Genomic DNA, 23,340 nt, shown 5'->3' with positions numbered 1-23,340 from the left:
ACACGACGAGTCGTATCATGCCGCACAGCGTACTTACTTCAGAGGCTATCGATTGGATCAGGGAACGTGTCCCGGCTTTTTTAAGCCGTCTGGGGATCAGCGAGCATACTTTCATGGCGCTGCTTGCACTGGGCGTGGGCGTGATGTCGGGGCTTGGGAACTTCATCTTTCGAAAGACCATCGACCTGATCCATTTGCTGGTGATAGAGCAGGGGGTGCGATTCTTTCACATATCCTTTGAACAGTGGAGTGCCGCGCGGTTCTGGTCGGTGCTGTTTCCGGTTACCGCCGGGGTGTTGATGATCCCTTTCGGGCTTTTCTTTGCCAAGGACCTGCGATTCGGTTTTTCCCATTTTCTCGAGCGGGTCAACCTGCGGGGGGCCAAAATCCCCGGTCGCACCATTGTGACCCGCGGGCTGGCCAGCGCCATCACGCTGGGCGCGGGCGGTTCGGCCGGGCAGGAAGGCCCCATTGCCCAGATCGGCGGTGCTATCGGCAGTCAGGTCGGCCAGCTTTTCAAGGTCAGTGGCGAGCGCCTGAAGCTGCTGGTGGCTTGCGGGGTTGCCGGGGGCATCGCCGCGACTTTCAATGCGCCCATCGCCGGGGTGTTTTTCGCCCACGAAATCGTACTGCTGTCGTCCTTTGAACTGACCAGTTTTACCTCCATCGTCATATCGAGCGGTATCGCAACGGTGGTTTCCCGCGCCCTGCTGGGCAATATGCCGGCTTTGCGGGCTCCGGTCCACATGCTGGCGCATCCCTGGGAGCTGGCTTTTTATCTGGTGCTCGGCATGCTGGTCGGGGTGTTGGCGGTAGGCTTCACTACCGCTCATTACCGTATCGTCGATCGCCTCGCCGCCCTGAAGGTGCACCGCCTGGTCAAACCGATAGTCGGGGGCGCCCTGGTCGGTATCATCGGCATCTTCTTCCCCCAGGTGTTCGGCAACGGCTACGAATTTATCGAAAACGTGTTGCTGGGCGAGGGCGTGCTGTTGTTGTTGGGCTGCCTGGTGCTGGCCAAGGCCCTGGCGACTTCGCTGACTCTCGGTTCCGGGTTGCCGGGCGGCATGTTTGCACCGTCGCTGTTCATCGGCGCCGTGACCGGCGGCGCGTATGGCAAAGCGTTGCAGATACTTTTCCCCGGCACGGTGCCGGCCACCGGTCCCTACGCCCTGGTGGGAATGGGGGCGTTTCTGGCCGCCGCCACCCATGCGCCAATGACGGCTATTTTTCTGTTGTTCGAGATGACCGGCAGCTACGATCTCATCATTCCCATCATGTTGTGCTGCGTGGTCGGTACCGCCATCAGCCGGCACCTCAAAAAAGACAGCCTCGATACCGTCGAGCTGTCCCGGGCCGGCATTAATCTGGAGGCGGGCAAAGAACGTAATATCATGAAGTCCCTGCGGGTCGGCGACGTTATGACCCGCGATCCCGAGTCGATTCCCGAAAACATGACGTTGCGGCAATTCAACCAGTTTATTGCCAGTACCAAACATACCAATTTCCCTCTCATCAATCGCAATGGAGGCTTGACCGGCATTATCTCGGTGCAGGACTTCCTGGGCGTGGTATTCGAAGGCGATCTGTTCGACCTGGTGGTGGTCAAGGAGTTGGCCACTCTCGATGTGGTTACCGTCAGTACCGGGGACAACCTCGACCAGGCCATGCGCAAGATCGGATATCGCAACATCGAACAGTTGCCGGTGGTCGATGAGCGCAACGGGCGCAAGCTGATCGGTATTGTCAGCCGGCGGGATATGGTGTCGGCCTACAACCGGGCCCTCATGGTGCGCTCCATGGAGGACGATGACGATGAGTGATCTGCTGACCTCTCTCAACGACTGCCAGCGGCAGGCCGTACTGCATGAGGACGGGCCGCTGCTTATCCTGGCCGGGGCCGGTTCGGGCAAGACCCGGACCTTGACCCATCGCATCGCCTACCTGATCCAGCAACAGCAGGTCGAACCCTGGCAGGTGCTGGCGGTGACCTTCACCAACAAGGCCGCGGCCGAAATGCGTGAACGTCTGCAGAGCCTGGTGGGCAACATCGATGGGTTGTGGATCAGCACCTTCCATGCGGCCTGTGCGCGCATTTTGCGGCGGGACGGCGAGGTGCTCGGCTACGGCCGTGACTTTACCATCTACGACGACCAGGATCAGCAGCGCCTGATCAAGGATTGCCTGGCCCAGCTGCGTATCACCGAAAAAGACCTCAAGCCGCGAGCCGTGGCCACCGCCATCGATCAGGCCAAAAATCGCGGTCTGCTGCCCGAGGAGTATATCCCCGGGGATCATCGTGGCGAGCAGGTGGCTCGCGTGTATGAGCTTTATCAGAAGCGTTTGCAGCAGGCCAACGCCCTCGATTTCGGCGATCTGCTGCTGCAGACGGTGCGTCTGTTCCGCGAGTATTCGCATATCCGCGACGCTTATCGCCGACGGTTTGCGCATCTGCTGGTCGATGAATTTCAGGACACCAACCAGGTGCAGTACGCCATGGTCAAGGCGTTGGCCGACGACGGGCGCCATCTGTGCGTGGTCGGGGACGACGATCAGTCCATTTATGCCTGGCGCGGTGCCGAAATCGGCAATATCCTCAATTTCGAGCGGGATTTTCCCGGTGCCAGCGTCATCCGACTGGAACAGCACTATCGTTCTTCCGCCACGATTCTTGAAGCGGCCGGCGAGGTGGTGGCCTGCAATATCGGGCGCAAGGGCAAGACCTTGTGGACCGATAACCCGGCCGGCGAGCCTTTGACCCTCGAACCCTTGCCCGACGATCTGGAGGAAGCGCGTTTTGTTGCTGCCGAAATCGCCCGCTTGCGCGATGCCGGACGTCATTTGCGCGATGTGGCGGTATTTTATCGTACCAATGCCCAGTCCCGGGTGCTGGAGGAAACCCTGGTGCGCGAGGGCCTGCCGTACGTCATGGTCGGCGGGGTAAAGTTTTATGCCCGCATGGAGATCAAGGACGTGCTGGCGTATCTCAGAGCGCTGGCCAATCCGGCGGATTCCCTGTCGGCCCGGCGTATCGTCAATGTGCCGTCGCGCGGTATCGGCGCCGTGACCACCGGTCGTATCGCCGAGCACGAAGAAGAGGCCGGCGGGTTTCTGGCGGCTTGTCGTCTGTGTCTGGAACGGGGGGTGCTCAAGGGCGCTGCGGCCAAGAAAGTCGCCGCGTTCAGCGCGTTCATGGAGCGCTTTGCACAACGCATGACAGAGGTGCCGTTCCCTCAGTTGACCGCCGATCTGCTCGAGGAAAGCGGTTATGCGCCGAATCTGCGGGAAGAGGCCCAGTCGGCCATGACCGAGGGCGAACGAAAAGAAGCCAAGGGGCGCCTGGAAAACCTCGAACAGTTACTGGCCGGCATGGAAGAGCACCAGGCGACGGAGAGCTCTCTGCAGGAGTATCTCGAGCAGGTGGCCCTGGTCACCGACCTCGACTCCTACGATACCCGCCTTGATCGGGTGACCCTCATGACCCTGCATGCGGCCAAGGGGCTGGAGTTTCCGGTGGTGTTCATGACCGGCATGGAGGAGGGTATCTTCCCCCATGGTCGCGCGGCCGGAGAGCGCGACGATGTCGAGGAGGAGCGTCGTCTGTGTTACGTCGGGATGACCCGTGCCATGCAGAAGCTCTATCTCACCCACGCCCGCCGTCGCCGGATCTACGGCGATTACCAATACAACGCTCCCAGCCGTTTTCTCGCTGAAATCCCGCCGCATCTGATGGGGGACAAGCCGGCCCCCGCGTTGCAGAAACCGGCCACCCACAACCTGGCCTCGGTGTTCGAGCAAATCGAACCGACCCCCTTCGAGGAGAGCGAGGATTTTTTTGAGGATGTGCAAGTGGTGCCCGAAGCCGAAGAGGGCTTGCGGGTCGGGTTGCATGTGCGTCACGTTAAATTCGGCGTCGGCGTCGTGCGTCGTCTGGAAGGCAACGGTGATCAGCAGAAAGTCATCGTTCAGTTCCCCGGCGTGGGTTTGAAAAAACTGCTGGTCAAATTTGCCGGCCTCGAGCCGGCCTGAATGGTCCGTTAGCTCTGCCTTTCCCCTGTGATGGCCCCTCCCTGAAGCGATTCTGGCATGCCTGCCGTTTGAATTCTGACTATAACAGTGTTTTTTTGTAATGAAAAAATTATGATTATTTGTTATCATGTCAATTCTTTTAATTCATGTGAAAAATCTTACTTGTTAAGTGCGGCCCGGCAGGCGGCCGGTGTGGATATATCAGGGGGACATCAGCGTGAGGGGTACCAGCGGCTCGCTCAGAGCCTTTCTGCAAGGGTTATCATATGTGCGGCGGTGGCGTGTGTCTGTCACCATTTTGACAATAACGCTGTTGTTTTCCAGTCTGATGTTGCTTGTCGTTGCCCCGGCATGGGCACAACCGCCAGTTTTGGACCATCACCAAGCGGTGGAACTGGCGCGTCAGGGAGATTATGCCGAGGCTCTGCCATTGCTGGAACAGCTGCATCGCAGCAACCCTGCCAATCAACCCCTTCTCAATGATTATCTTGCCGTTCTGGCCTGGGCGGGAGAAGATGCCCGCGTAGCGGGCCTGTTCGAGCAGGCGGATCCACAACGGATCCCTTTCTATGTGCTGGAAGCGATCGCCGAATCCCTGCGTCGTCAGAAATCCTTCGATAAGGCCGAAACTCTTTATCGACTCGGCATCGAACGCTTTAGTTCGCAGCCCTCTTTGCGTGTGGGGCTGCTCCTTACCCTGGCCGACGCCGGCAAACATAGTGAAGCCGCCGATCTTGCCAAATCCCTCGAGCAACTCTACCCGGGGCATATCGGGACACAGTACGCCCTAGCTCATGCGGCTGAAGGGCGCGGTGATTATGTGACCGCCTTACAGTGCTACCAGCGCATCCTAACCTGGCAACCACAGTCGCAGTGGGCACAGCGTATGGAGATCCTGACTCTCGCGGCCATCGGCGATCCCTTTCTGGCCGGTGAACTGGCGGAACAGCGGCCGGGTCTTTTAACCGATTCAGAAATTCATCGTCTGCGGGCCAACCGTGCGGCCCTGGTCACCCGCTGGGGCAGTTACGGCAGCGAAGTGCATAAGGAACGGTTTGACGGAACCGATCGTGCTCTGGAAATGTTGGAGGCCAATGAACGGGCGGCCCGTGCCGACCTTCCCCGGAGTGAAGGTTTTGCCCGGCGGGCCCGCATCGATCGTTTGGTGGCTTTGCGTGACCGGGTGGAAATGGCTCGTGTGGTGGAGGAGTACCGTTCTTTACAGGTCGATCCCGACGAACTGCCTCCCCATGCCCAGCAGGCTGTCGCCGACGCTTTTCTGTATCTGGAAGAGCCGGTCCGGTCTGCAGACCTTTATCGGCGGGTATTGGCGGCCCAACCTGATAATTTTGAAGCTACCCAGGGTTTATTTTATGCCTACCTCGAGCAGGAAGATTTCGATGGTGCCCTGGCGTTGGCCGAAAAGACGCTGACGGAGCAGGCCGATGGTCCCAAGAGATTGGAGGCGGAGTTGCTGTCCATTCTGGGGCAGATCTTTGCTGGAGATCTGAAGGAAGGCGAAGCCCGTTTGACCCCGCTGTACCATCAGGCTCCGGCCAATCTCGATATTCTGGGTGAAATGGGCGGTGTATACGGTGCCCGTGGATGGCCGCGGCGCGCGGAACAAGCTTACCGTCTCGGACTGGCCCTCGACCCGGCCTATCTATCGCTGCGCACAGGCTATGCGGAAAACCGCATGGACCTCAACGAATTCGAACAGGCCGGGACCCTCATCGGCGAGTTGGGTGCCGAATATCCCGAGCATAAGGCGGTGCAGCGTCTGCAACGGTTGTGGGAAGCCCATAATATGCGGGAGTTGCAGGTCTCCGTCGCCGCCGGTTGGAGTAGCGGATCGACCTTTGGCAGCCGCGACCTCTCGCTGGCGGCAACCCTGTTCTCCTCGCCGGTCCGCCATCGCTACCGGGGATTTGCAGCTACCTATCTGCAGCATGCTTCTTTTCCCGAGGGGGATAAAACCCTGCAGCGCTTCGGGGCTGGGATTGAATATCGGCATCGGAATGTTCAGGGTACGGCCGAAATGACCTGGAGCCTTTCCGGCGGGCAAAAATTGGGGGCGCGTTTGGCCGCCGTCTGGACACCGGACGATGTGTGGTCGATTCCCGTCGACATGGAACTGTTCAGCCGCGATACCCCTCTGCGCGCCCTTAAGCACGGCATTCATGCCGACTCGGCGAGTATCGGCGTCAATTATCGCCGCGATGATTTGCGGCGCTATTGGCTGCGTGCCGGATTTATGGATTTCAGCGACGGTAATTTCCGTTACAGTCTGCTTGGCGGGGTCGAACAGGGGCTGATCGTTTGGCCTCACTACCGGCTCGACGGTCTCCTCGAGTTTTATACCTCGGCCAACAACGAAGACAATACGTATTATTTCAATCCCAGCCGGGATGCCGATATCACCCTGACCCTCGCCAATGATTGGCTCCTTTACCGCCATTACCGTTTTTCCTTCCGCAACCGTTTGGCCGTCAGTGTGGGCGGTTATTGGCAACAGGATTTTGGCATCGATCCGACGGTGGCTTTGCGTTATGAGCACGTCTGGCAATATTCCCCGCGGTTTTTTCTGCTCTATGGTGTGAGTCTGGCCCGGCACAGTTACGACGGCGACGGAGAAAACCAGCTGGGCTGTCACCTCGAACTGAACTGGAGGTTTTAATCATGCGGATCGCGGGGATCGTACTGCTGCTTTTGATGAGTGTGGCCGCGCCGGCGCTGGGCGACGACTTTATCAGTCTCTGTTTTCATGATGTTCGCCCAGATGTCGGACGCGGCGATGATCTGAGCATGTCAACGGATCGTTTCGTGGCTCTGTTGACATGGTTGCGTCAGCATCACTATCAGCCGATCGGCATCGATGATTTGCTGCGGGCCCGCCAGGGGGAGAAGCCCTTGCCGGAAAAGGCCGTGCTGTTGACTTTCGATGATGGCTACCGCGGCTTTTACAGCCAGGTGTTCCCCCTGCTCAAGGCTTACCGATATCCGGCGGTGTTGGCCGTGGTCGGCAGTTGGTTGGATGCCGCGCCGGGAGAAACCGTCGATTACGGAGGCAAGCTGGTACCGCGGGAGAAATTCCTGTCCTGGCCACAGTTGCGGGAGATGGCTGAATCCGGACTGGTGGAAATCGCCTCACACAGCTACAACGGCCATGGCGGCATTCTGGCCAATCCACAGGGGAACTGGCAGCCGATTTATACCGCAAGGGGCTATGATCCGGAGACGGGGCACTATGAGAACGATGCGACCTATATTGCGCGTATCCGTGCCGATCTGGAGAAGGGTGCGGATCTGATCGAAAGGAAGGTCGGTGTTCGCCCCCGGGTTATGGTCTGGCCATTCGGCAAATACTCGAAGCCTGCCGTCGGAGCCGCAAGTAAGGCGGGGATGTCGGTGGCTCTGGGGCTCGGTGACGGTCCAGGCGATACGGATCATCTGACCGAGGTAAAACGTTTCCTGATCGAGGGCAGTCTGCCACTGTCCAGTCTGGCCTGGAGACTCCGCAACCTTCTGGCCAGAGATTCCAGGCGCGTGGTGCAGGTCGATCTCGATTACATCTACGATCCGAATCCGGAGCAGACCGAACGCAACCTGGGGCTTTTGCTCGATCGTATCAAGGCGATGCAGATCACGACCGTTTACCTGCAGGCTTTTGCCGATCCGGACGGCGACGGGGTCGCGGATGCCCTGTATTTCCCCAACGATTATTTGCCGGTGCGGGCCGATCTGTTTAACCGTGTCGCCTGGCAACTCAAAACCCGTGCAGGGGTCAAGGTCTATGCCTGGTTGCCGGTACTTGGCTTCGAAATCGGGCGACCGGATCTGTTGGTTCTAAGTCAGCAACCGGAAACAGGGAAGATATCTCCGGATCCTCACGCCTATAAACGCCTCAGCCCCTTTGTGCCGGAGGTCAGAGCCCTGGTGCACGGCATTTACGGAGATTTGGCACGCTATGCCGATTTTGACGGGGTGTTGTTTCATGATGATGCGGTCCTGTCGTCCTTTGAAGATGCCCAGCCTGCGGCCATGGCCTGGCGCCGGGAACGGGGCTTAAAGGATGATTTGGCGGGGGTCTGGAGTGAGGAAGAGCGAACGCGCTGGAGCCGCCTCAAAACCGAATATCTGATCGTGTTTACGCAGGAACTGGCCGATGCGGTGCGGGCATACCGTCCCGAGATTGAAACCGCACGCAATCTTTACGCACCGGCGGTGCTGGCTTCCGATGGAAAGCTCCGTTTCAGCCAGGATCCCGGGTTGTTTTTGGAAGCTTATGACTTTACGGCCTTGATGGCCATGCCCTATCTCGAGGGTGCCTCTGACCCGGAATCCTGGTTGCGGAAATTGGTAGCGGCCATCGCGTGTTTTCCAGACGGTTTGAAAAAAACTGTTTTCGAACTGCAAAGCATTGATTGGAACGGGCGAAAACAGCCTGTTCCCACGGAGACCCTGGCGCGGCACATGCGGCTTTTGCAGAGCTTGGGTGCAGTGAACTTTGGTTATTATCCAGATGACTTTCACCGCGACCATCCGGCGGCGACGTCTTTGTACTCGGCATTTTCCGTAAACAGTGATCCGTTTGAGAAGTAGCTATGGAACCGATATTTTTCATCTTACAGGCGTTGCTCGACTTTGTGTTTTATTATCCGTTATTCATGGCTTATCTGTGGATGGTCGGGGGACTCGATTATTATCTGCGTCGCGAGTACCGCAAGGCACGACCTGACGAACTTCCCAGCTTATCATCCTATCCCCTGGTCTCGATTATTGTTCCGTGTCACAACGAAGCAGAACATCTACACGATACCATCGGCTATCTGTTTCATCAGCGATATCCCGATTACGAGGTTATAGCCGTTAACGACGGCAGTACCGATGAGACCGGGCGGATGCTCGACGATATGGCCCGGGAAAATCCGCAACTGCGGGTGGTGCATTTCGAGACCAATCAAGGCAAGGCCATGGGATTACGCATGGCGTCGCTGGTGGCCCGGGGGGAATTTCTGGTTTGTATCGACGGCGACGCACTGCTGGATCCCGATGCGATTTTCTGGATGATGCAGCATTTTCTGGAAGGTCCCCGGGTTGGCGCTGTCACCGGTAATCCCCGCATCCGTACCCGTTCGACGCTGTTGGGCAAAATCCAGGTTGGGGAGTTTTCCGCCATCCTCGGGCTTATCAAACGGGCCCAGCGCGTTTACGGAAGGGTTTTTACCATGTCCGGCGTGGTTTCCGCATTCCGTAAAACGGCACTGCATCATGTCGGTTACTGGAGTGTCGACATGATGACCGAGGATATCGATATCAGCTGGCGTTTACAGCTTAGTCACTGGGATATCCGTTTTGAGCCGAATGCCCTGTGCTGGATTCTGATGCCGGAAACCCTCAAAGGCTTGTGGAACCAGCGGCTGCGCTGGGCGCAGGGTGGTAGCGAGGTATTGTTGCGTTACCTGCGTCATATGTTTAAATGGCGCTCGCGCCGAATGTGGGGGGTCTATTTTGAATATTTTACGAGTATTATCTGGTCGTACGCCATGTTACTTATCGGGTTGATATGGCTTTGGGGGTTGTTCTTTCCCCTGCCTGCCGATATGCGGCTTCCGACCCTTGTTCCGGCATGGTCCGGTGTGGTTTTGAGTCTGACCTGCCTGTTACAGTTCGCGGTGGCGATGTTTCTCGATTCCCGCTATGAACGAGGTCTGGGGCGCTGTTATTACGTGATGATCTGGTACCCGCTGGCATTCTGGCTCATTAATATGTTTACCATCGTCGTAGGGTTGCCAAAAGCATTGCTGAAAAAACGCGGCGAACGTGCAGTCTGGACCGCGACCGACCGCGGAATTTATTAGGGGGAACGATGGGCGACAATTTAATTATTGAAAAGCCCGAAGCCCAGAACCGCGGGCAACGGCTGGCCCAGGGGGTGCTGACGGTAGGTTTCTGGTGTCTTTTTTTGAGTCTGCTACGTCCCCTGCTGACGTTGTTCGCATGGTTGATCGGCATCCGGCTTTTTACCTATGAGATGATCGAAAAAGACGGTGGACGGTTATTGCTCGAGGCGTTACGTAATTACGGATTGGTGGTGTTGGTGCTGGCTGTGATCCTGCGGACCTGGGCCTGGTACAATCACCGTCGCTTCGCGGGCAGGGAAAAGCGGCGTAATACGATGCCCCCGCTTTCTACTGACGAGATCACCGGATACTATGGTGTGGATCCTACGGCTTTGGCCATGTGGCGAAAAGATGGCAGTTTATATGTCCGGCATAATAAGGAAGGCAAGGTTCTGGAGGTTCAGACGGCGCAGCCGCCGCCATGGGGGGATTGCGCATGCAGTGTCAGCTTGTCACGGGCCGTTTCTCCCGAGGGGGACGATGCCAACTCCCCGCCACCCTGCGCTCCCTGAATGGTTCGGGCATGTGTATTTTTTGAGTCGGGTGCCGTTGCTATGGTTTTGCTCTGGTAGAATGGTCGGTAACTAACAGCTTTTTCCATGTTGAGGGCTGTCGCCGGTTTGCCGTCCATAAGTGGGGAGATAATAATGATGAGAATACGGCTTTTATTGCGGATCTTTGTGGCTTTTGCTCTGACAGGGAGTATCTCTGCCGCGTTCGCAGGCACAGAAATAACGGAACTACGCAGTACGCCTGCCGATCAGCAGCAAGTGGCGGTGACCATCTACAACAGTAACCTGGCCCTGGTCAAGGATCTGCGTCGCTTGACTCTGCCGCCCGGAGAAAATCTGCTGGCCTGGCGTGGAGTCGCGGCCGGTATGCAGCCGGAAACGGCTCTTTTGCGGCCGGTTAAGGGCGCTGGTGACTTCCGGGTAGTGGAGCAGAGTTTCGATTTCGACCTGTTGACCCCCGGCAAGTTGCTGGAAAAATATGTCGGCCGCACAGTGCAGGTCGTAAGGGTGCATCCGCAGACCGGTGCCGAAACCGTCGAGTCAGCCCGGGTGCTGGCGGCCAACGGCGGGGTGGTGCTGCGCATGGGGGATCGCATTGAAACCGGCGTTCCCGGACGCCTGGTCTATCCCGACGTGCCGGCCAACCTGCGCGATCGTCCGACCCTGGTGGTGCAGGTGGCGACCGATAAAGGCGGAACGCGCGATCTGGAGCTGAGTTATCTGACCGGTGGTTTATCCTGGCAGGCCGATTACGTGGCCGAACTCGACGATCGGGATGCGCATCTTGACCTGTCCGGCTGGGTAACGCTGAACAACCAGAGTGGCGCCACTTACAATCAGGCACGTTTACAACTGGTGGCCGGCGATGTGCACCGTGTCGGCCGGCAGGGTATGGGCCGGCAGGTTTTTGAGGAGCGGGCCATGAAGGTCATGGCCGCCGCACCCGCCATGGCCGAGGAGAGTCTGCTCGACTATCATCTCTACACCCTCGAGCGTCTCACCACCATCCGTGAAAACCAGGTCAAGCAGGTCGCTTTGCTGAATGCCTCCGGCGTTCCTGTGAGCAAGGAATACCTGCTGCGCGGCGGCGAATATTACTACCGCGGGCGTCACGGTATGCTCGGCAAAAAACTCAAAGTGGCGGTATACCTGGAATTTAACAACAGTACCAAGGCCGGACTGGGAATCCCTCTGCCCAAGGGCGTTTTGCGGGTCTACAAAAAAGATACCGCCGGCAACGCCCAGTTTGTCGGTGAAGATCGCATCGATCACACCCCCAAAAACGAAAAAGTTCGCCTGCGCCTTGGCGACGCTTTCGACGTGACGGCCGATCGCATCCAGACCGATTACAAAAAAATTGCCGGCGGACCATCGGGAACGGTCATCGAGACGGCCTATCGGCTCGAGTTGAAAAATGCCAAACGCCAGCCGGTTACGGTCAAGGTCGAGGAACCGATGCCCGGGGACTGGCGGATCCTGCAACAAAGCCACGCCCACACCAAAAAAGATGCCCACACCGCTACCTGGCAGATCGCCATCCCCGCCGAAGGCAAGACCGTGTTGACCTACCGGGTGCGGGTGCGGTACTGACAGCCCCCAGTCTCATAAGTTAAGGGAACCGAAAACAAAGGGGAGCGCCATGTGCGCTCCCCCTTGTTTTTTGTCTTTCAGTTTCAGATCCACTGCTTTTCCGCATAATCTGCCAGAAGGCCCCATAAGGCCCGCGGTGGCAGATCAAACAGGCTGTATGCCCGGTGCCCCTTGCGCTTCAGGGCACGAGCCGCGGCTACCATGACCTGGGCAGCCATGGCGACCTCGCGGTAACGCGCTTCCAGCAACAGGTGCTGGCGGTCGGCGCCGGCAGCTATGCCGCGCCGCTCCAGCAGCACGCCGTGGCCCTCGTTTTCCAGTTCCTCGACGGAATCCACCTGAAAGACCTCGGTCTGTTCCGTCAGATACAGCGGATCGTTGCGGATGGCGTTCGCCACCTGTTCAAAATCGGCCTCCTGTTCCACTTCGATATAAACGTAACGCTGCATGGCTCCCCCGGGCCGGCGAAATTCGGCGGTTAGAGCTTTTTTTACTCCGGGGATGTTGCCGGCGACGGTGCTGTGATGCAGGCTGATGCCGGGGTGCCAGCTGGTTTCGGTGTGTCCCTTGGGGGTCACAACCGCAAACAGATTACGCAGCAGGGATAATGCCCCCGGGTCCCACCCTGCGCCGACGATGGCCGGGGTTTCAAAATGGTCGGCCATCCGATCGATTTCCCGTTTGTGATTGACGAAATCCTCTCCGTGCAAGGTTGCGCACTCCACTGCCGGTATGTGGTGTTGGAGCAGCCCGATGACGATTTCCCGGACCGTGGGGGTCGGTGTGCAGACCAAAGCTGCATCCACATGGCCCAGTTCGCTGATGTGCTCCGCAGTTGGAATCTCGCGGAAGGGCTTCGGCAGTTTTTTCCCGACCTTTTGCGGCCGTCGTACGAAACCGGCCAAAACCAGATCGTCCGTAGCGGCAATGGCCCTGCCGCAGGCTTGGCCCAAGGCGCCGCAACCTACAATGGCCAGCTTCTTTCGCTTTTCCATGGATACCTCCCGATGCGCTTTTTTTCAAGTATAGCGGCTGGGAAGAATTATGGCGGCCCGGCCCGATCAGGTGTCAGGATGGTCCGGGAGGGTGAAGGAGGCGGAGATCAGTCGGCGCAGCTGTTTGGCGTCGGCCCGCTCCATGGCCTTGCCGGTAATACTGCTTCGGGGGATGTTTTGTCGCTCCCGGGGTGGATAAACGGACAACTCCAGTTCGATGCCGTTTTCTTCCAGGTAGAGGTGGGGATAATCGTGGAACCGCCCGCCTTTGTGGATCGTAACGATTTCCGAAATGAAGTCCAGATGCCGGTCGGCCAGGAAGCGTTCCACCTCCTCCGGGTCGTCGGCGAACAGATGCAGGTCGATATCGCTGCGCTGGGTGACGCAGCCCGAGAGTACCGAGCCGATCAGGTAGGGGCGAAACGGGGCCAGCAGTTCCATGTACTTGAGGGCCAGCACCCGCATTTGCAGCAACCGCTCCGGCAACACCTCGGGTTCGAGCAGGTTGATAAGGCGTTGCAGTTCGGCGTGGATTTCGCTGTTGGAGGGCAGGTGGTGGCCGAGGCTCAGGCGCTTTTCCAGACCGAAGGCACGCGCCGCCTTGCGTTTGGCGGTCATGTATTCCTTGATCTGCTCCTCGTACATGAGGCGGGCTGCTTCCCGGGCGATGAGCTGGCGCAAACGGTCTCTGCGAGTCATGTTACGAGTATAGCAGAGGCGTCTCGTTGAGGCGCTTGCCGACTATGTCCCTGCAGGCGTTTCGCGTATTTCCAAGTGGCCGTTGGCGCGCAACCAGGCGATGATTTCGGCGGGTACCGGGTCGAGGGCAAGGGCCTCGTCGACGGACAGTTCGCCTTGCTGGAGTTTTCCGAGCAGGTGGTTCTGGTGACGGCTGTGGGTGCGCCGCTGATAGTAGTCACGGTAGACCAGCGAGGCACCGAGCACGGCGATGATACCCATCATCAGCCAGAAAATGCCGTGGCTGATTTCGACGTGAAAGCCGTCGAGGAACAGTTTGGTGCCGATGAAGAAGATCAGCTGATAGGCCAGGTCTTCCAGGCGCGGCAGACGTTCCAGCAGCCGGACGAAAAAACTCGCGGCGAACCGCAGGAAGATGATGCCGAGGATGCCGCCGACCCAGACCACCAGCAGCTTGTCGGTCATGGCAACGGCGGTGGTGATGCTGTCGATGGAAAAGGCGATGTCGGTCAGTTCCACCATGATCACTATTTTCCAGAAACCGGCTGCCGGTTTGTCCCGTAGCTGGTGGGCGTCTTCTTTGTAAAAGAAAAACATGTGTTTCATGGCCAGATAGATCAGATAGCCGCCGCCGATGAGTTTGAAGAAGCCGAAACGCATCAGGTGGGCAGCGAACACCAACGCTATAAAACGGAAGACGAACGCGCCGATGATGCCGTAGGTCAGGGCCCGCTTTTGCTGCTGGCGGGGCAGATTGCGCACCAGGATGGCCAGCACCAGGGCATTGTCCACCGACAGAATCCCCTCGAGGATGGCGAGGGTGCCGATGGTCAACAGATCAAAAGCGTGGAAATTGACGATTTCTTGGCCGAGTTGCGACAGCAGGGACAGTTCCATGGTACATCCGTTTTCGGTAAAGCGGGGTGAAAAGACAGCTAGATAATTTTTCGGAGTGTAACGTGGAAACAGCCCTGCGCCAAGTAATTTTGTCGGATATAAGGTGTTGCCCGGTTTTAGCCGCCTGCCATTGCTTCCAACGCCGGCAACGGTTCGGCGGAAAGACCTTCAAGTCGATTTGAGTGGGCCTGGTTTTCCGGGGCGATGACGCGCAAGCTGCTTGCGGAAAAGGCGAAGACCGCTTCGTCGCCGACCTTCAGTTCCTGTTCTTGCGCCCCGGAAACCGTCACGGCGGCTTCGAGAGAGAACCCGGCGGCTTCTCCGGTGACCCAGACCAGAGGACCCCGGCGTTCCAGGTGGCGTATTTTTACCGGGATCTGATTGCGCAGGGTGATGGGCAGTTGTTGCCGGGCGACGGCGAGTTCCTCCGGGCGCACGGAAAGATGAACCTCGCGGCCGACCGCTGCCTGATCGGCGCTGAACAGATCAATCTGGCCGACGGCGACATGGGTCAACCCCGATGCATCGCATTGCAGAACGGAACCGTGCAGGACGTTGCGAGCCCCGAGGAATTCCGCGACAAACCCGGGCTGCGGACAGCTGAAAATGTGCTCGGGGCTGCCCGTTTGCAGGATTTGCCCATCGTGCAGGACTGCCACCTGGTCGGCAAGCGCCCAGACGTCTTCCATGTCGTGTGTGACATGCAGTACGGTGACATGCAGGTCCTTGACCAGCTCCCGCAGCAGACGCCGCATCCGCTCCCGACTGGCTACGTCCAATGCACTGAAGGCTTCATCGAGCAGCAGCACTTGCGGCCGGGTTATGAGTGCCCTGGCCAGCGCGGCGCGTTGTTGCTCGCCGCCGGAAAGGGTTTTGATGTCGCGATGCAGCAGATGTTCGATACCGACCCTGGCTGCAATGGTGTTGACCTCGTTTTTCAGCTCGGTGCGGGAACCTTTCTGGCGCCGCAATCCGAAAGCGATATTGTCGAACACGTTCAGATGGGGAAAGAGCATGTAATCCTGATAAACGATGCCGAGGTTACGGAGTTCAGGGGGGCAGTTGGTGACATCCTGGCCATGCAGCAGGACTTTTCCCCGGTGGGGGCGGAAGCTGCCCACTACGGTCTCCAACAGCACACTTTTACCGGCTCCCGAATCACCGATCAGGCAGCAGTAATCCCCCTCCGCGATAGCGAGGTCGGCACCTCGCAAGCTGAATTCCCCCAGATCGACGTGCAGGTTTTGAACCTCAAGTAACACCGTCATAAAACCACCTCGTCATTGAGTATCTCGAAAGTCACGATCGCCGCCAGGGAAATCAGGATCAACAGGATGCCGGAGGTCATGGCCATCGCCAGGTTGCCGTAGGAGATGTTGAGATACAGGGTGATGGGTAAGGTTTCCGTGTGCATGCGGGTGCCGCCTGCGAGGATGAGCACGGTTCCGAAACATCCCATGCAGCGGGCAAAGGCAATGACTGCGCCGGCGAAAAGTCCCCCTCTGGCCATCGGCAGGGTGACCTTCCAGAAGGCGGTCCATTGCCCGCAGCCAAGGCTGCGGGCAACCATTTCATAACGGGGGCTGATGCTGCGAAAAGCTGCATAGACCACCCGGGTGGCATACGGTGCGGCAGTGAATATCTGGGCGATGGCAATGCCGGTTTTGCTGAATACGACATCGATTCCCAGCTGTTTCAGCCATCCGGCCAGCGGATCATGACCGAACAAAAGCAGCAGGCAGAGGCCCAGAACCAGTTCGGGGAAGGCCATCGGCAAATCGACCACCGTTCGCAACAACTGGTGCCCTGGAAAACGGAAACGCGCCAGAACGTAGCCGATACTGACTGCCAGAAGCATGACCACGGCGACGGAAATGGCACTGGTGGTCAGGGAAAGACGGATGCTGTAGAGCATCTCCGCGGACAGGGTGCTGCCGACCACCTCGGCCCAGCGGGGCATGAAGATGAGCGACAGCATGGCCCACAACAGCATGCCGACAAACAATACGGTGATTCCCGCAAGGCCGGCCTTGAATATGCGATTGCCCATGACTTATTCCGGCTTGTCGATGGGGAACCCCCATTTTTTCCACAGGGTCTTGCCTTCAGCCGAAGCGATGTAATCGACGAACAGCTGTGCATTGTCCGCTTGTTTGGAAAAAGCCACGACGGCGGAGGGGATGGTTTTGACGGTGTTTTGCGCTGATGGAATGCGCACAATTTCGACCTTGCCTTTGGCCTGTCCCCACGTGGACTGATCTTCCCAGGCGATGCAGGCATCCACTTGACCGGTTGCCGTATAGATCAACAACTGGTTGGTGGTGCTCGGTCTTACCACCACGTTGGGGGCAACCTTTTCCACCAGGGCGTTTTTTTTCAGAATGGCATTTGCCACTTTGCCGATGGCCGCAGCTTTGGCGTCGGCGAAGGCGACGCGAATACCGGGGCGGGCCAGGTCCTGCAGGGAGTGGACGTTACCAGGATTGCCGGCCGGTACAAGGATGATCGGTACATGGTAGCAGACCGAGCGCTGTCCTTCGGCTCGGGCCAGGCCCCGATTGATGGCGTCCTTGACGTATTTTTCGGCTCCGGGGATGAAAACGTCACCCGCTTTGCGGGTGGCGATCATGCCGAACAGTTCGCCGGAACCGCCGTAGATAAGCTGAACCGGGATGTTATAGCGGGCTTCGAAGCCTGCTTTCAGCTCGTCCATCGGCTTCATTAATCCTGCCCCGGAATAAATGGTCAAAGGCTCCGGAGCGCTCCATGCGGGACAGGGGATGCCCGTCAGCGCCAGGATGAGTACCAGCCAGATTGTTTGAAAGATTTTGTTGCGCATTTTTCCCTCCCATTGCAAAGGTGTTCCCGCAGGTGAACCGAGCTCTGACATTTTCCCATCATGACACGCGGAAGGGGACTTCGTTTCCGAAGTCCCCTATCGGTGCCACGCTCACAGGAGTATCCGCCAAAACGCAGCACATGGAGGAACACATAGGTGTATAATGCCCCGAGTGTGCCAGCTTTTCGGTATTTTCGCAAGTAAATAACGGAGTCCCCGGACGGGGGACCGCGTTTGCAGTCAAGGTGCTGGCATCTTCTCCCCTGCATCGGTGCCGGTCTGAGACATCGGAAAGGGGTCATGGTGCGTCGCTCCCTCCGGAAGGGGGGTGACCTGTCTTTTACGGCCGGGGGTTGCACTACTTAAGCGGGTCTGTTCCTGCTGAATGGTCCTGCGGGCTTCGGGCCTGACGATCAACCCGGGTCTGGCGCGTCGCATCATGGCGATAGCCTGGTCCGCCGTTTTTGTGATGCCGGCCCTGAGGAGATAGGTCCCGACCACCGCCGCACTTCGCGAAAAGCCTATCTTGCAATGGACGTAAACCGTACCCTCCTGTCTTTCGTTGCCGATAAACTCTATCGCTTCGACAAGCTGTTTTCGGCGCGGTGCGGTGAGATCGAGTACCGGCAGATTCAGGTAGCGGAGAGCGCGGAAGGTTTTCGGCTCACTGAATTCGGAGGTCAAATCGAGAACCGCGGTGACTCCCGCGTCGATGGCGTGTTTTGCTTCTTCTTCATCGAGTTGCCGGCCGAGCCAAAGACCAGGAATGATTTCATTCCACGGGGCGGTTCGGCGTCGATAGTAAAGCAGCGAGAACCGGTGTCCTGACAGCACCGGGGCCAGAAGCCAGCGACTGCTCAATGGTAGCTTGCCGTTGTGCTTATGGTAAGGACACGTCGCTACTCCCAGATAAGCGGCGCCGACAGCGTAGAGGGCAAATGCGGGCCAGAGCAGGAGCACGCCCGGGGTGCTAAAACCGATGGCGGCCATAACGCAGATGGTTGCGCCGGTGATGTAATAAAGGCCGACCCGCCTGTTGCAGACCGGCGATTGGGCAAAGGGTTGGCGTATCAGGTAGAAGCACAGCAGGGCCAGGGTGAAGCCGCCGGCCACATCGATGACATGGTGCTGCCAGGTCAAAACCGTCGACAGGCCGATCAGGCTGAACCAGATATGTACCGTCAGGCGCAGAAGTCCCCGGGTGTGACGGGCATAGGTGTCGGCCAGAAGGGTTCGCAGGGCAATATGCAGCGACGGAAACATGTTGTAGGGGCGGTCGAATCCGTGCAGGAAACGGAAGATCGGCGCCGTCCAGTCTTCCGGTACCGGTCTCGGGAATGCGAAGCGTAGCGGCATCAGCAAGAAGAAGCCGCCGGCAACCAGGATGACAAAGCAGAGCCTTTTTGCCAGCAGCCGGCGTTCCGCAATGTCGCTGCAAAGGAAGGGCGCCCCGACGAACAACAGATCGATGGACATATAAGGTACGATCATTGCCGGGATAAAGGGTATGCTTCGCTCCCAACCGAAAACCAGGGTGCCGATGCCACTACGCTGTGCGGTAATCCATGAACAGCCGCCGTAAACCAAAATGAACAACAGGGAGGTGCCGGAGGCTGTAAGGACGGCGTCGATCAGATCGCGACGCGCCGTGCCACGGAAACGGTGAATATCCCCCATGGGTCGACCTCCATTGCGATTTTATCGAAACCTGCCTGCCTGACCAGTTCGTCCATTTCCGCCTGGCTGCGGCGTCGCATAATCCAGGGAACGCCGTCCCGATTGGTCAGCACGCGGGCGATCATCTCCACTTGAGGGTGCCAGGGTTGTCCGGTGTAGATCAGGTAACCGCCCGGTTCGACGGCATCCCCGATCCCCCGCAGGGACGCACCGACCATGTCATTGTCGGGGAACAGTTCATAAAGGCCGGAGACGATGGCCAGATTAGGGCGCGGTTGCAGTGGGCGAATCGTGTCCGGGTCGAAGGCATCGGCCTGTTCGAAACGCACGTTTTCCAGTCCCATTGCAGCGGCAAGGGCATGCCCCTGCTCCAGATTGGCTGCAGTGAAATCGCGCAGCAGAGCATCGATTTTTTGGTCATCGTGGTTTTTGAGCACATTCAGCACGTAGCGCCCGCAACCGGTAGCGACATCGAGCAAATGTACCGGTTGTCCGGAGTCGGTGATGCGGGCGATGGTGCGCGTTAATTGTTTTTCCAGATGTTGCCGGCGCATGCGGATGCCTCGCCAACCGATGGCATCCAGATATCCCCTGTCGATAAATTTGCCGATAGGGCCGATACCCCTGGCCCTGTTTTCGTAGACGTAATCGAGGGAACGACCGGAATCGAAACCGGTTTTTCTCCCCAGGCGGATACCTTTGCTGAGGCTTCCGACAGTACGCATCATGAATTTTTGTGCGGCAAAATTAAGCTTTTTGAGCCAGGGGGCGGGGCTGCGGAGCAGATCGTATTCGGTACGGGTGAACCCTCCCCGGTCGGCCTTTAGCAGGGCTGTGCGGTCGATGTCGGAGCGGAATGCCTGCAGGATGAATTCGCGGGCATGGGCCATCGGTCGCTGGCGATCCTTTTCATAGAGCAGAGCATGGAAAAAGCCCGGATAGGTTTCCAGGCACTTGGTCGGAGCTCCGAGTCTTCGATAGAAGCGGTGTTGGGCGGAATTTTTCACCACCCGGTCGGATCCGGCCGATAAGATCAGGGTGGGCGTGATGATGGCGGCCGCGTCTTCGATAATCCGCGTTGCCGTATCATGCAGCCCGAGTAGGATATTGACGGCGATGTCCCGGGTGATGAGCTCGTCCTCGTCGTAGCGGCGGGCCTGTTCGCGGTCATGGGTCAGGAGCTTGGATTTAACGTAGCTGCTGACGAAGGCCTTGTCTTTGATTTTGAGCCACAGCCGCAGTAGAGGTATCGCCAGGGGGACATAAAGGCGGATTCGAAAGGCCGGTGCGGCCAGTACCATGGCCCGGATGCGCGGCGCATAATCGTGGACCCAGGTCGCGGCGGTAACGGCGCCGACACTGTTGGCCACCACGGCGATGTTCTCCATGGGGATCTCATAGCGTTCGGAAACAAAACGGACGAAGGTATCCAGGTCTTTGACCAGATGGGAGTAGCTGTCGGCATGCCCGCGTCGGCCCGGGGAATGACCATGTCCGCGATTGTCCCAGGAGAAGGCCCAGAAATCGGTCAAGCCGAGGTCTTCGACCTGTTGGGCGATACGTCCGGAATGCTCGTGTCCCCGGTGAATGAAGATCAGGGCCTGTTTGCTGTCGGTCGTGGGTTGCCAGCTGCGGTAAAACAACTCTGTGCCGTCCCAGCTGGTGAAATAGCTTTCGGATGGGGTCCAGTGATGCATACTGCCTCCTTTTTGGTGTCGGGCGCCAACTTTCGATAGCAGCCGAAATTGACAATGGCAGATTTTTTTATTCCAGAACGGGGCGTCGCACCTGCTCAGCCAGAACGTTCATTCGGTTTTCAAGGTCTTCCATGAAAACCCGGCGTGCTCCAGTCCAGTACAGCGGTTCGCCGACCACCACATCGCAGGTGACCGGTACCGGTATCCATTCGCCCCGTGGCAGAGCTTTGCCTAATCCCTGCATGAATACCGGAATGATCGGAACCGATGGAAAGCGTTTTGCCAGATGAGCTATGCCCGTGCGAAAGGCGGTCAATCGCTCCGGTTCTCCCCGGCTGCCTTCCGGGAAGAGAATCAGAATATCGCCTTGTTCAAGAGCCCTGGAACAGCCGGCAAGGGGGTCGGTGGCGGGTGTCTGTCGGTGCCGTCGGAGGGGAATGATGCCGATGATGTTAAGGGCGAACCAGGCCAGCCAGCGGTTACGCAGAAAATAATCCGCTGCCGCCACGGGACGGACTTTGTGGAACCTTTTCAGGGGGAACAGGGAGATCAGTACCATGGCATCGAGGTGGCTGTTGTGGTTGGCGACAATGATGGCTGGCGCATGGTTCAAGAGCCTCTCTCTATGGAGGATGTGCACCCCCATAGCGAACAGCACCACGGGCCTGACGATGCAGAGGAACCAGAGGTAGCGCAGGATGTTGGTCATGTCGGTAGCTCCTGTTCAGCTGATGCTGCCGTAAGGCGGGATATTGTTTTGCCGTGAAGTACTTCAACATCGCGAAGGCGCCCCCCCCCCCCCCCGCACGGCGTGTGTCACTCTTGCGTCATAAAGATGGAAGATGCGTTCAGTTCTTTTTCAGGCGATATGTCCTGTGGTTTTTATTGAGGAAAGTCAGGGCATTGCAAGCCCTTAACGGACATCCGGCCAAGCGCAGGGGACGGTTTTCAAAAATAAAAATAATGCACAAAGTGAAAGAACAGCGGTGCGGTGAAGGTCAGGCTGTCGACGCGGTCGAGGATGCCGCCGTGACCCGGCAGCAGGGTACCCGTGTCCTTGATGCCGATGTCGCGCTTGACTGCGGAGATGCAGATGTCTCCGAAAAAACCGGACAGGCCGATCAGCGAGCCTACCAGCAGGGCATGGAAGACGGACAGGGGCGTGAGCATGGGGGCCAGCAGCGGGGCCAGCAAGGTCGTGGTGGCGACGCCGCCGGCCAGGCCTGCCCAGGTCTTGTTGGGACTTACCTCCGGAACTACCTTGCGGTGGCCGCAGCTTTTGCCCCACAGGTATTGGGTGACATCGTTGATTTCCGTAAGGCTGATCAGGTAAAGAACCAGTCCTACACCCATTTGTTCCGCGGGACCATCGTCAGGCAATACCAGCAGGTAAGCCAGATGGCTCAGGCTCAACACCGTTGTCATCAGGCCCCACTGCAGGGTGCCGGCGGTTTTGAGGAAGCCTTCCGTCTGTCCGCGCAACAGCATGCGCACCGGCAACAGCAGGAACATGAAAATGGGGATATAGATGATGAACATTCCGTACCATTCAATGTATGCCCAGAAGTACTGCACGGGGATTGCGCAGTAGGCCCAGACCAATACCCGGTGGTCAGCCTGCCGGGTCGGTATGAGGGTGATGAATTCCTTGAAACCAAGGTAGGAGATCAGGCCGAAAAAGACGATGGCGGAACCGCGGGAAAGCAACAGCGCGCCGAACAGCAGAAGGATGATCAGCCACCAGGTGCGGATGCGTAACAGGGGTTCCGTGAAATTCTTGCCTGGCTTGAGTTGTTTCAGAACCAGAACGGTCGTCGTGGCGAGGGTCAATAGCGCCAGGATGCCGAACATGTATGCATGGATTACGGATAAGGACGTGATCCCGTTCATGCCTTTACCTCCATCAGGGCGCATCGGGCCCGATTGACTACGGTCAACAGCAGTAACAGCAGGATCCCGCCAAGAACCAGGTGCAGCCAGGGTCCGACGGATATGCCGGCCGCGAGCAGCAGAGCCAACAGGCCGAACGCGAAGGCTCGGTCGCTTTTGCCCATCGGTCCGTCATAGCGCCTCTGTGCGCCGATCGATACGGCCAGCACGCCGGTCATTTCGCTGATAACAGCCAGGACCACGATGAGGGTCATCAGCGCGGGGTTCAGTCCGGGAACAATCGCCAGAGGCAGATACAGGGCGGTATCCGAGAGGACATCGCCGAGTTCGTTGAGGATCGCTCCCATAGAGGATTGCATGGCATGTTCCCGGGCGAGCATGCCGTCGACGGCGTTCAGGGCCATGCGCGCCAACAATATCGCCGGCAACAGGGCCAATGCCCAGCGGAACCCTCCGCTGAGCCAAATGGTGGCGCCGGTGGCCAGCGACAACAGCAGGGCCGTGACGGTGACCTGATTGGCGGTTATGCCGCGATGTGCCAGCGCGCGGCACAGGGGGCGCAGCAGATTCTGAAAGGCCGGTTTGAGCTGGTATATGGTCATGGTTTTCCTC

18 protein-coding genes are annotated in these 23,340 nt (G+C 58.3%); 7 read left to right on the top strand and 11 right to left on the bottom strand.

Translation table 11 applies throughout. From position 1 onward, the window contains the following. The first annotated feature begins 17 nt into the window (after positions 1 to 17). The 7 genes from PCAR_RS15155 to PCAR_RS15125 all read left to right on the top strand — a co-directional run bounded on the left by PCAR_RS15155 (position 18) and on the right by PCAR_RS15125 (position 12,034). Entirely contained in the window at positions 18 to 1,823 is a 1,806-nt protein-coding gene (locus PCAR_RS15155) for a chloride channel protein (RefSeq protein WP_245523295.1), read from the top strand. Beyond that, the gene (locus PCAR_RS15150) at positions 1,816 to 4,029 is read left to right on the top strand and encodes an ATP-dependent helicase (protein WP_011342573.1); all 2,214 of its coding nucleotides are present in this window, start codon (positions 1,816 to 1,818) and stop codon (positions 4,027 to 4,029) included. Before PCAR_RS15155 ends, PCAR_RS15150 begins: the two co-directional genes overlap by 8 nt. Positions 4,030 to 4,312: 283 nt before the next feature. Beyond that, complete coding sequence (pgaA, locus tag PCAR_RS15145) at positions 4,313 to 6,706, top strand: poly-beta-1,6 N-acetyl-D-glucosamine export porin PgaA (RefSeq protein ID WP_148204361.1); 2,394 nt, start codon at positions 4,313 to 4,315, stop codon at positions 6,704 to 6,706. A gap of 2 nt (positions 6,707 to 6,708) precedes the next feature. After that, the gene (pgaB, locus tag PCAR_RS15140; RefSeq protein WP_011342571.1) at positions 6,709 to 8,631 is read left to right on the top strand and encodes a poly-beta-1,6-N-acetyl-D-glucosamine N-deacetylase PgaB; all 1,923 of its coding nucleotides are present in this window, start codon (positions 6,709 to 6,711) and stop codon (positions 8,629 to 8,631) included. 2 nt (positions 8,632 to 8,633) lie between these two features. Continuing rightward, positions 8,634 to 9,890, top strand: a complete 1,257-nt coding sequence (pgaC, locus tag PCAR_RS15135) for a poly-beta-1,6-N-acetyl-D-glucosamine synthase (protein ID WP_011342570.1) — start codon at positions 8,634 to 8,636, stop codon at positions 9,888 to 9,890. Between the two features lie 8 nt (positions 9,891 to 9,898). Beyond that, entirely contained in the window at positions 9,899 to 10,444 is a 546-nt protein-coding gene (gene pgaD / locus PCAR_RS15130; RefSeq protein WP_011342569.1) for a poly-beta-1,6-N-acetyl-D-glucosamine biosynthesis protein PgaD, read from the top strand. Positions 10,445 to 10,579: 135 nt separating this feature from the next. Beyond that, entirely contained in the window at positions 10,580 to 12,034 is a 1,455-nt protein-coding gene (locus PCAR_RS15125) for a DUF4139 domain-containing protein (protein WP_011342568.1), read from the top strand. An 83-nt stretch (positions 12,035 to 12,117) separates the two neighbouring features. On the opposite strand, the gene PCAR_RS15120 is transcribed toward PCAR_RS15125, so the two are convergent. The 11 genes from PCAR_RS15120 to PCAR_RS15070 all read right to left on the bottom strand — a co-directional run bounded on the left by PCAR_RS15120 (position 12,118) and on the right by PCAR_RS15070 (position 23,330). Then, a complete protein-coding gene (locus tag PCAR_RS15120) occupies positions 12,118 to 13,029 on the bottom strand; it encodes a Gfo/Idh/MocA family oxidoreductase (protein WP_011342567.1) in 912 nt (303 codons plus the stop codon). Between the two features lie 66 nt (positions 13,030 to 13,095). Further along, a complete protein-coding gene (locus PCAR_RS15115) occupies positions 13,096 to 13,728 on the bottom strand; it encodes a hypothetical protein (protein WP_011342566.1) in 633 nt (210 codons plus the stop codon). A 42-nt stretch (positions 13,729 to 13,770) separates the two neighbouring features. Further along, positions 13,771 to 14,625: a TerC family protein gene (locus PCAR_RS15110; RefSeq protein WP_011342565.1), complete on the bottom strand. Its 855-nt coding sequence runs from the start codon at positions 14,623 to 14,625 to the stop codon at positions 13,771 to 13,773. A 116-nt stretch (positions 14,626 to 14,741) separates the two neighbouring features. Continuing rightward, entirely contained in the window at positions 14,742 to 15,893 is a 1,152-nt protein-coding gene (locus PCAR_RS15105; protein ID WP_011342564.1) for an ATP-binding cassette domain-containing protein, read from the bottom strand. Next, entirely contained in the window at positions 15,890 to 16,675 is a 786-nt protein-coding gene (locus PCAR_RS15100; RefSeq protein ID WP_011342563.1) for an ABC transporter permease, read from the bottom strand. The genes PCAR_RS15105 and PCAR_RS15100 overlap by 4 nt, the downstream gene beginning before the upstream one ends. A 3-nt stretch (positions 16,676 to 16,678) precedes the next feature. After that, positions 16,679 to 17,464 (bottom strand): molybdate ABC transporter substrate-binding protein, encoded by a 786-nt coding sequence (modA, locus tag PCAR_RS15095; RefSeq protein ID WP_011342562.1) that lies wholly within the window; start codon positions 17,462 to 17,464, stop codon positions 16,679 to 16,681. Positions 17,465 to 17,704: 240 nt separating this feature from the next. Then, positions 17,705 to 19,141 carry a phosphatase PAP2/dual specificity phosphatase family protein gene (locus PCAR_RS15090; RefSeq protein ID WP_011342561.1) on the bottom strand — a complete coding sequence of 479 codons (1,437 nt, stop codon included), beginning with the start codon at positions 19,139 to 19,141 and terminating at the stop codon, positions 17,705 to 17,707. After that, the gene (locus PCAR_RS15085) at positions 19,096 to 20,838 is read right to left on the bottom strand and encodes a bifunctional alpha/beta hydrolase/class I SAM-dependent methyltransferase (RefSeq protein ID WP_011342560.1); all 1,743 of its coding nucleotides are present in this window, start codon (positions 20,836 to 20,838) and stop codon (positions 19,096 to 19,098) included. The genes PCAR_RS15090 and PCAR_RS15085 overlap by 46 nt, the downstream gene beginning before the upstream one ends. Before the next feature lie 67 nt (positions 20,839 to 20,905). Beyond that, entirely contained in the window at positions 20,906 to 21,547 is a 642-nt protein-coding gene (locus tag PCAR_RS15080) for a lysophospholipid acyltransferase family protein (RefSeq protein ID WP_011342559.1), read from the bottom strand. Between the two features lie 239 nt (positions 21,548 to 21,786). Continuing rightward, positions 21,787 to 22,728, bottom strand: a complete 942-nt coding sequence (locus PCAR_RS15075) for a phosphatidate cytidylyltransferase (protein WP_011342558.1) — start codon at positions 22,726 to 22,728, stop codon at positions 21,787 to 21,789. Further along, a complete protein-coding gene (locus tag PCAR_RS15070; protein WP_011342557.1) occupies positions 22,725 to 23,330 on the bottom strand; it encodes a CDP-alcohol phosphatidyltransferase family protein in 606 nt (201 codons plus the stop codon). Before PCAR_RS15070 ends, PCAR_RS15075 begins: the two co-directional genes overlap by 4 nt. Positions 23,331 to 23,340: the final 10 nt, after the last annotated feature.

The organism is Syntrophotalea carbinolica DSM 2380, assembly GCF_000012885.1.
GTDB lineage: Bacteria > Desulfobacterota > Desulfuromonadia > Desulfuromonadales > Syntrophotaleaceae > Syntrophotalea > Syntrophotalea carbinolica.
This window is presented reverse-complemented; position numbering and strand designations above follow the sequence as displayed.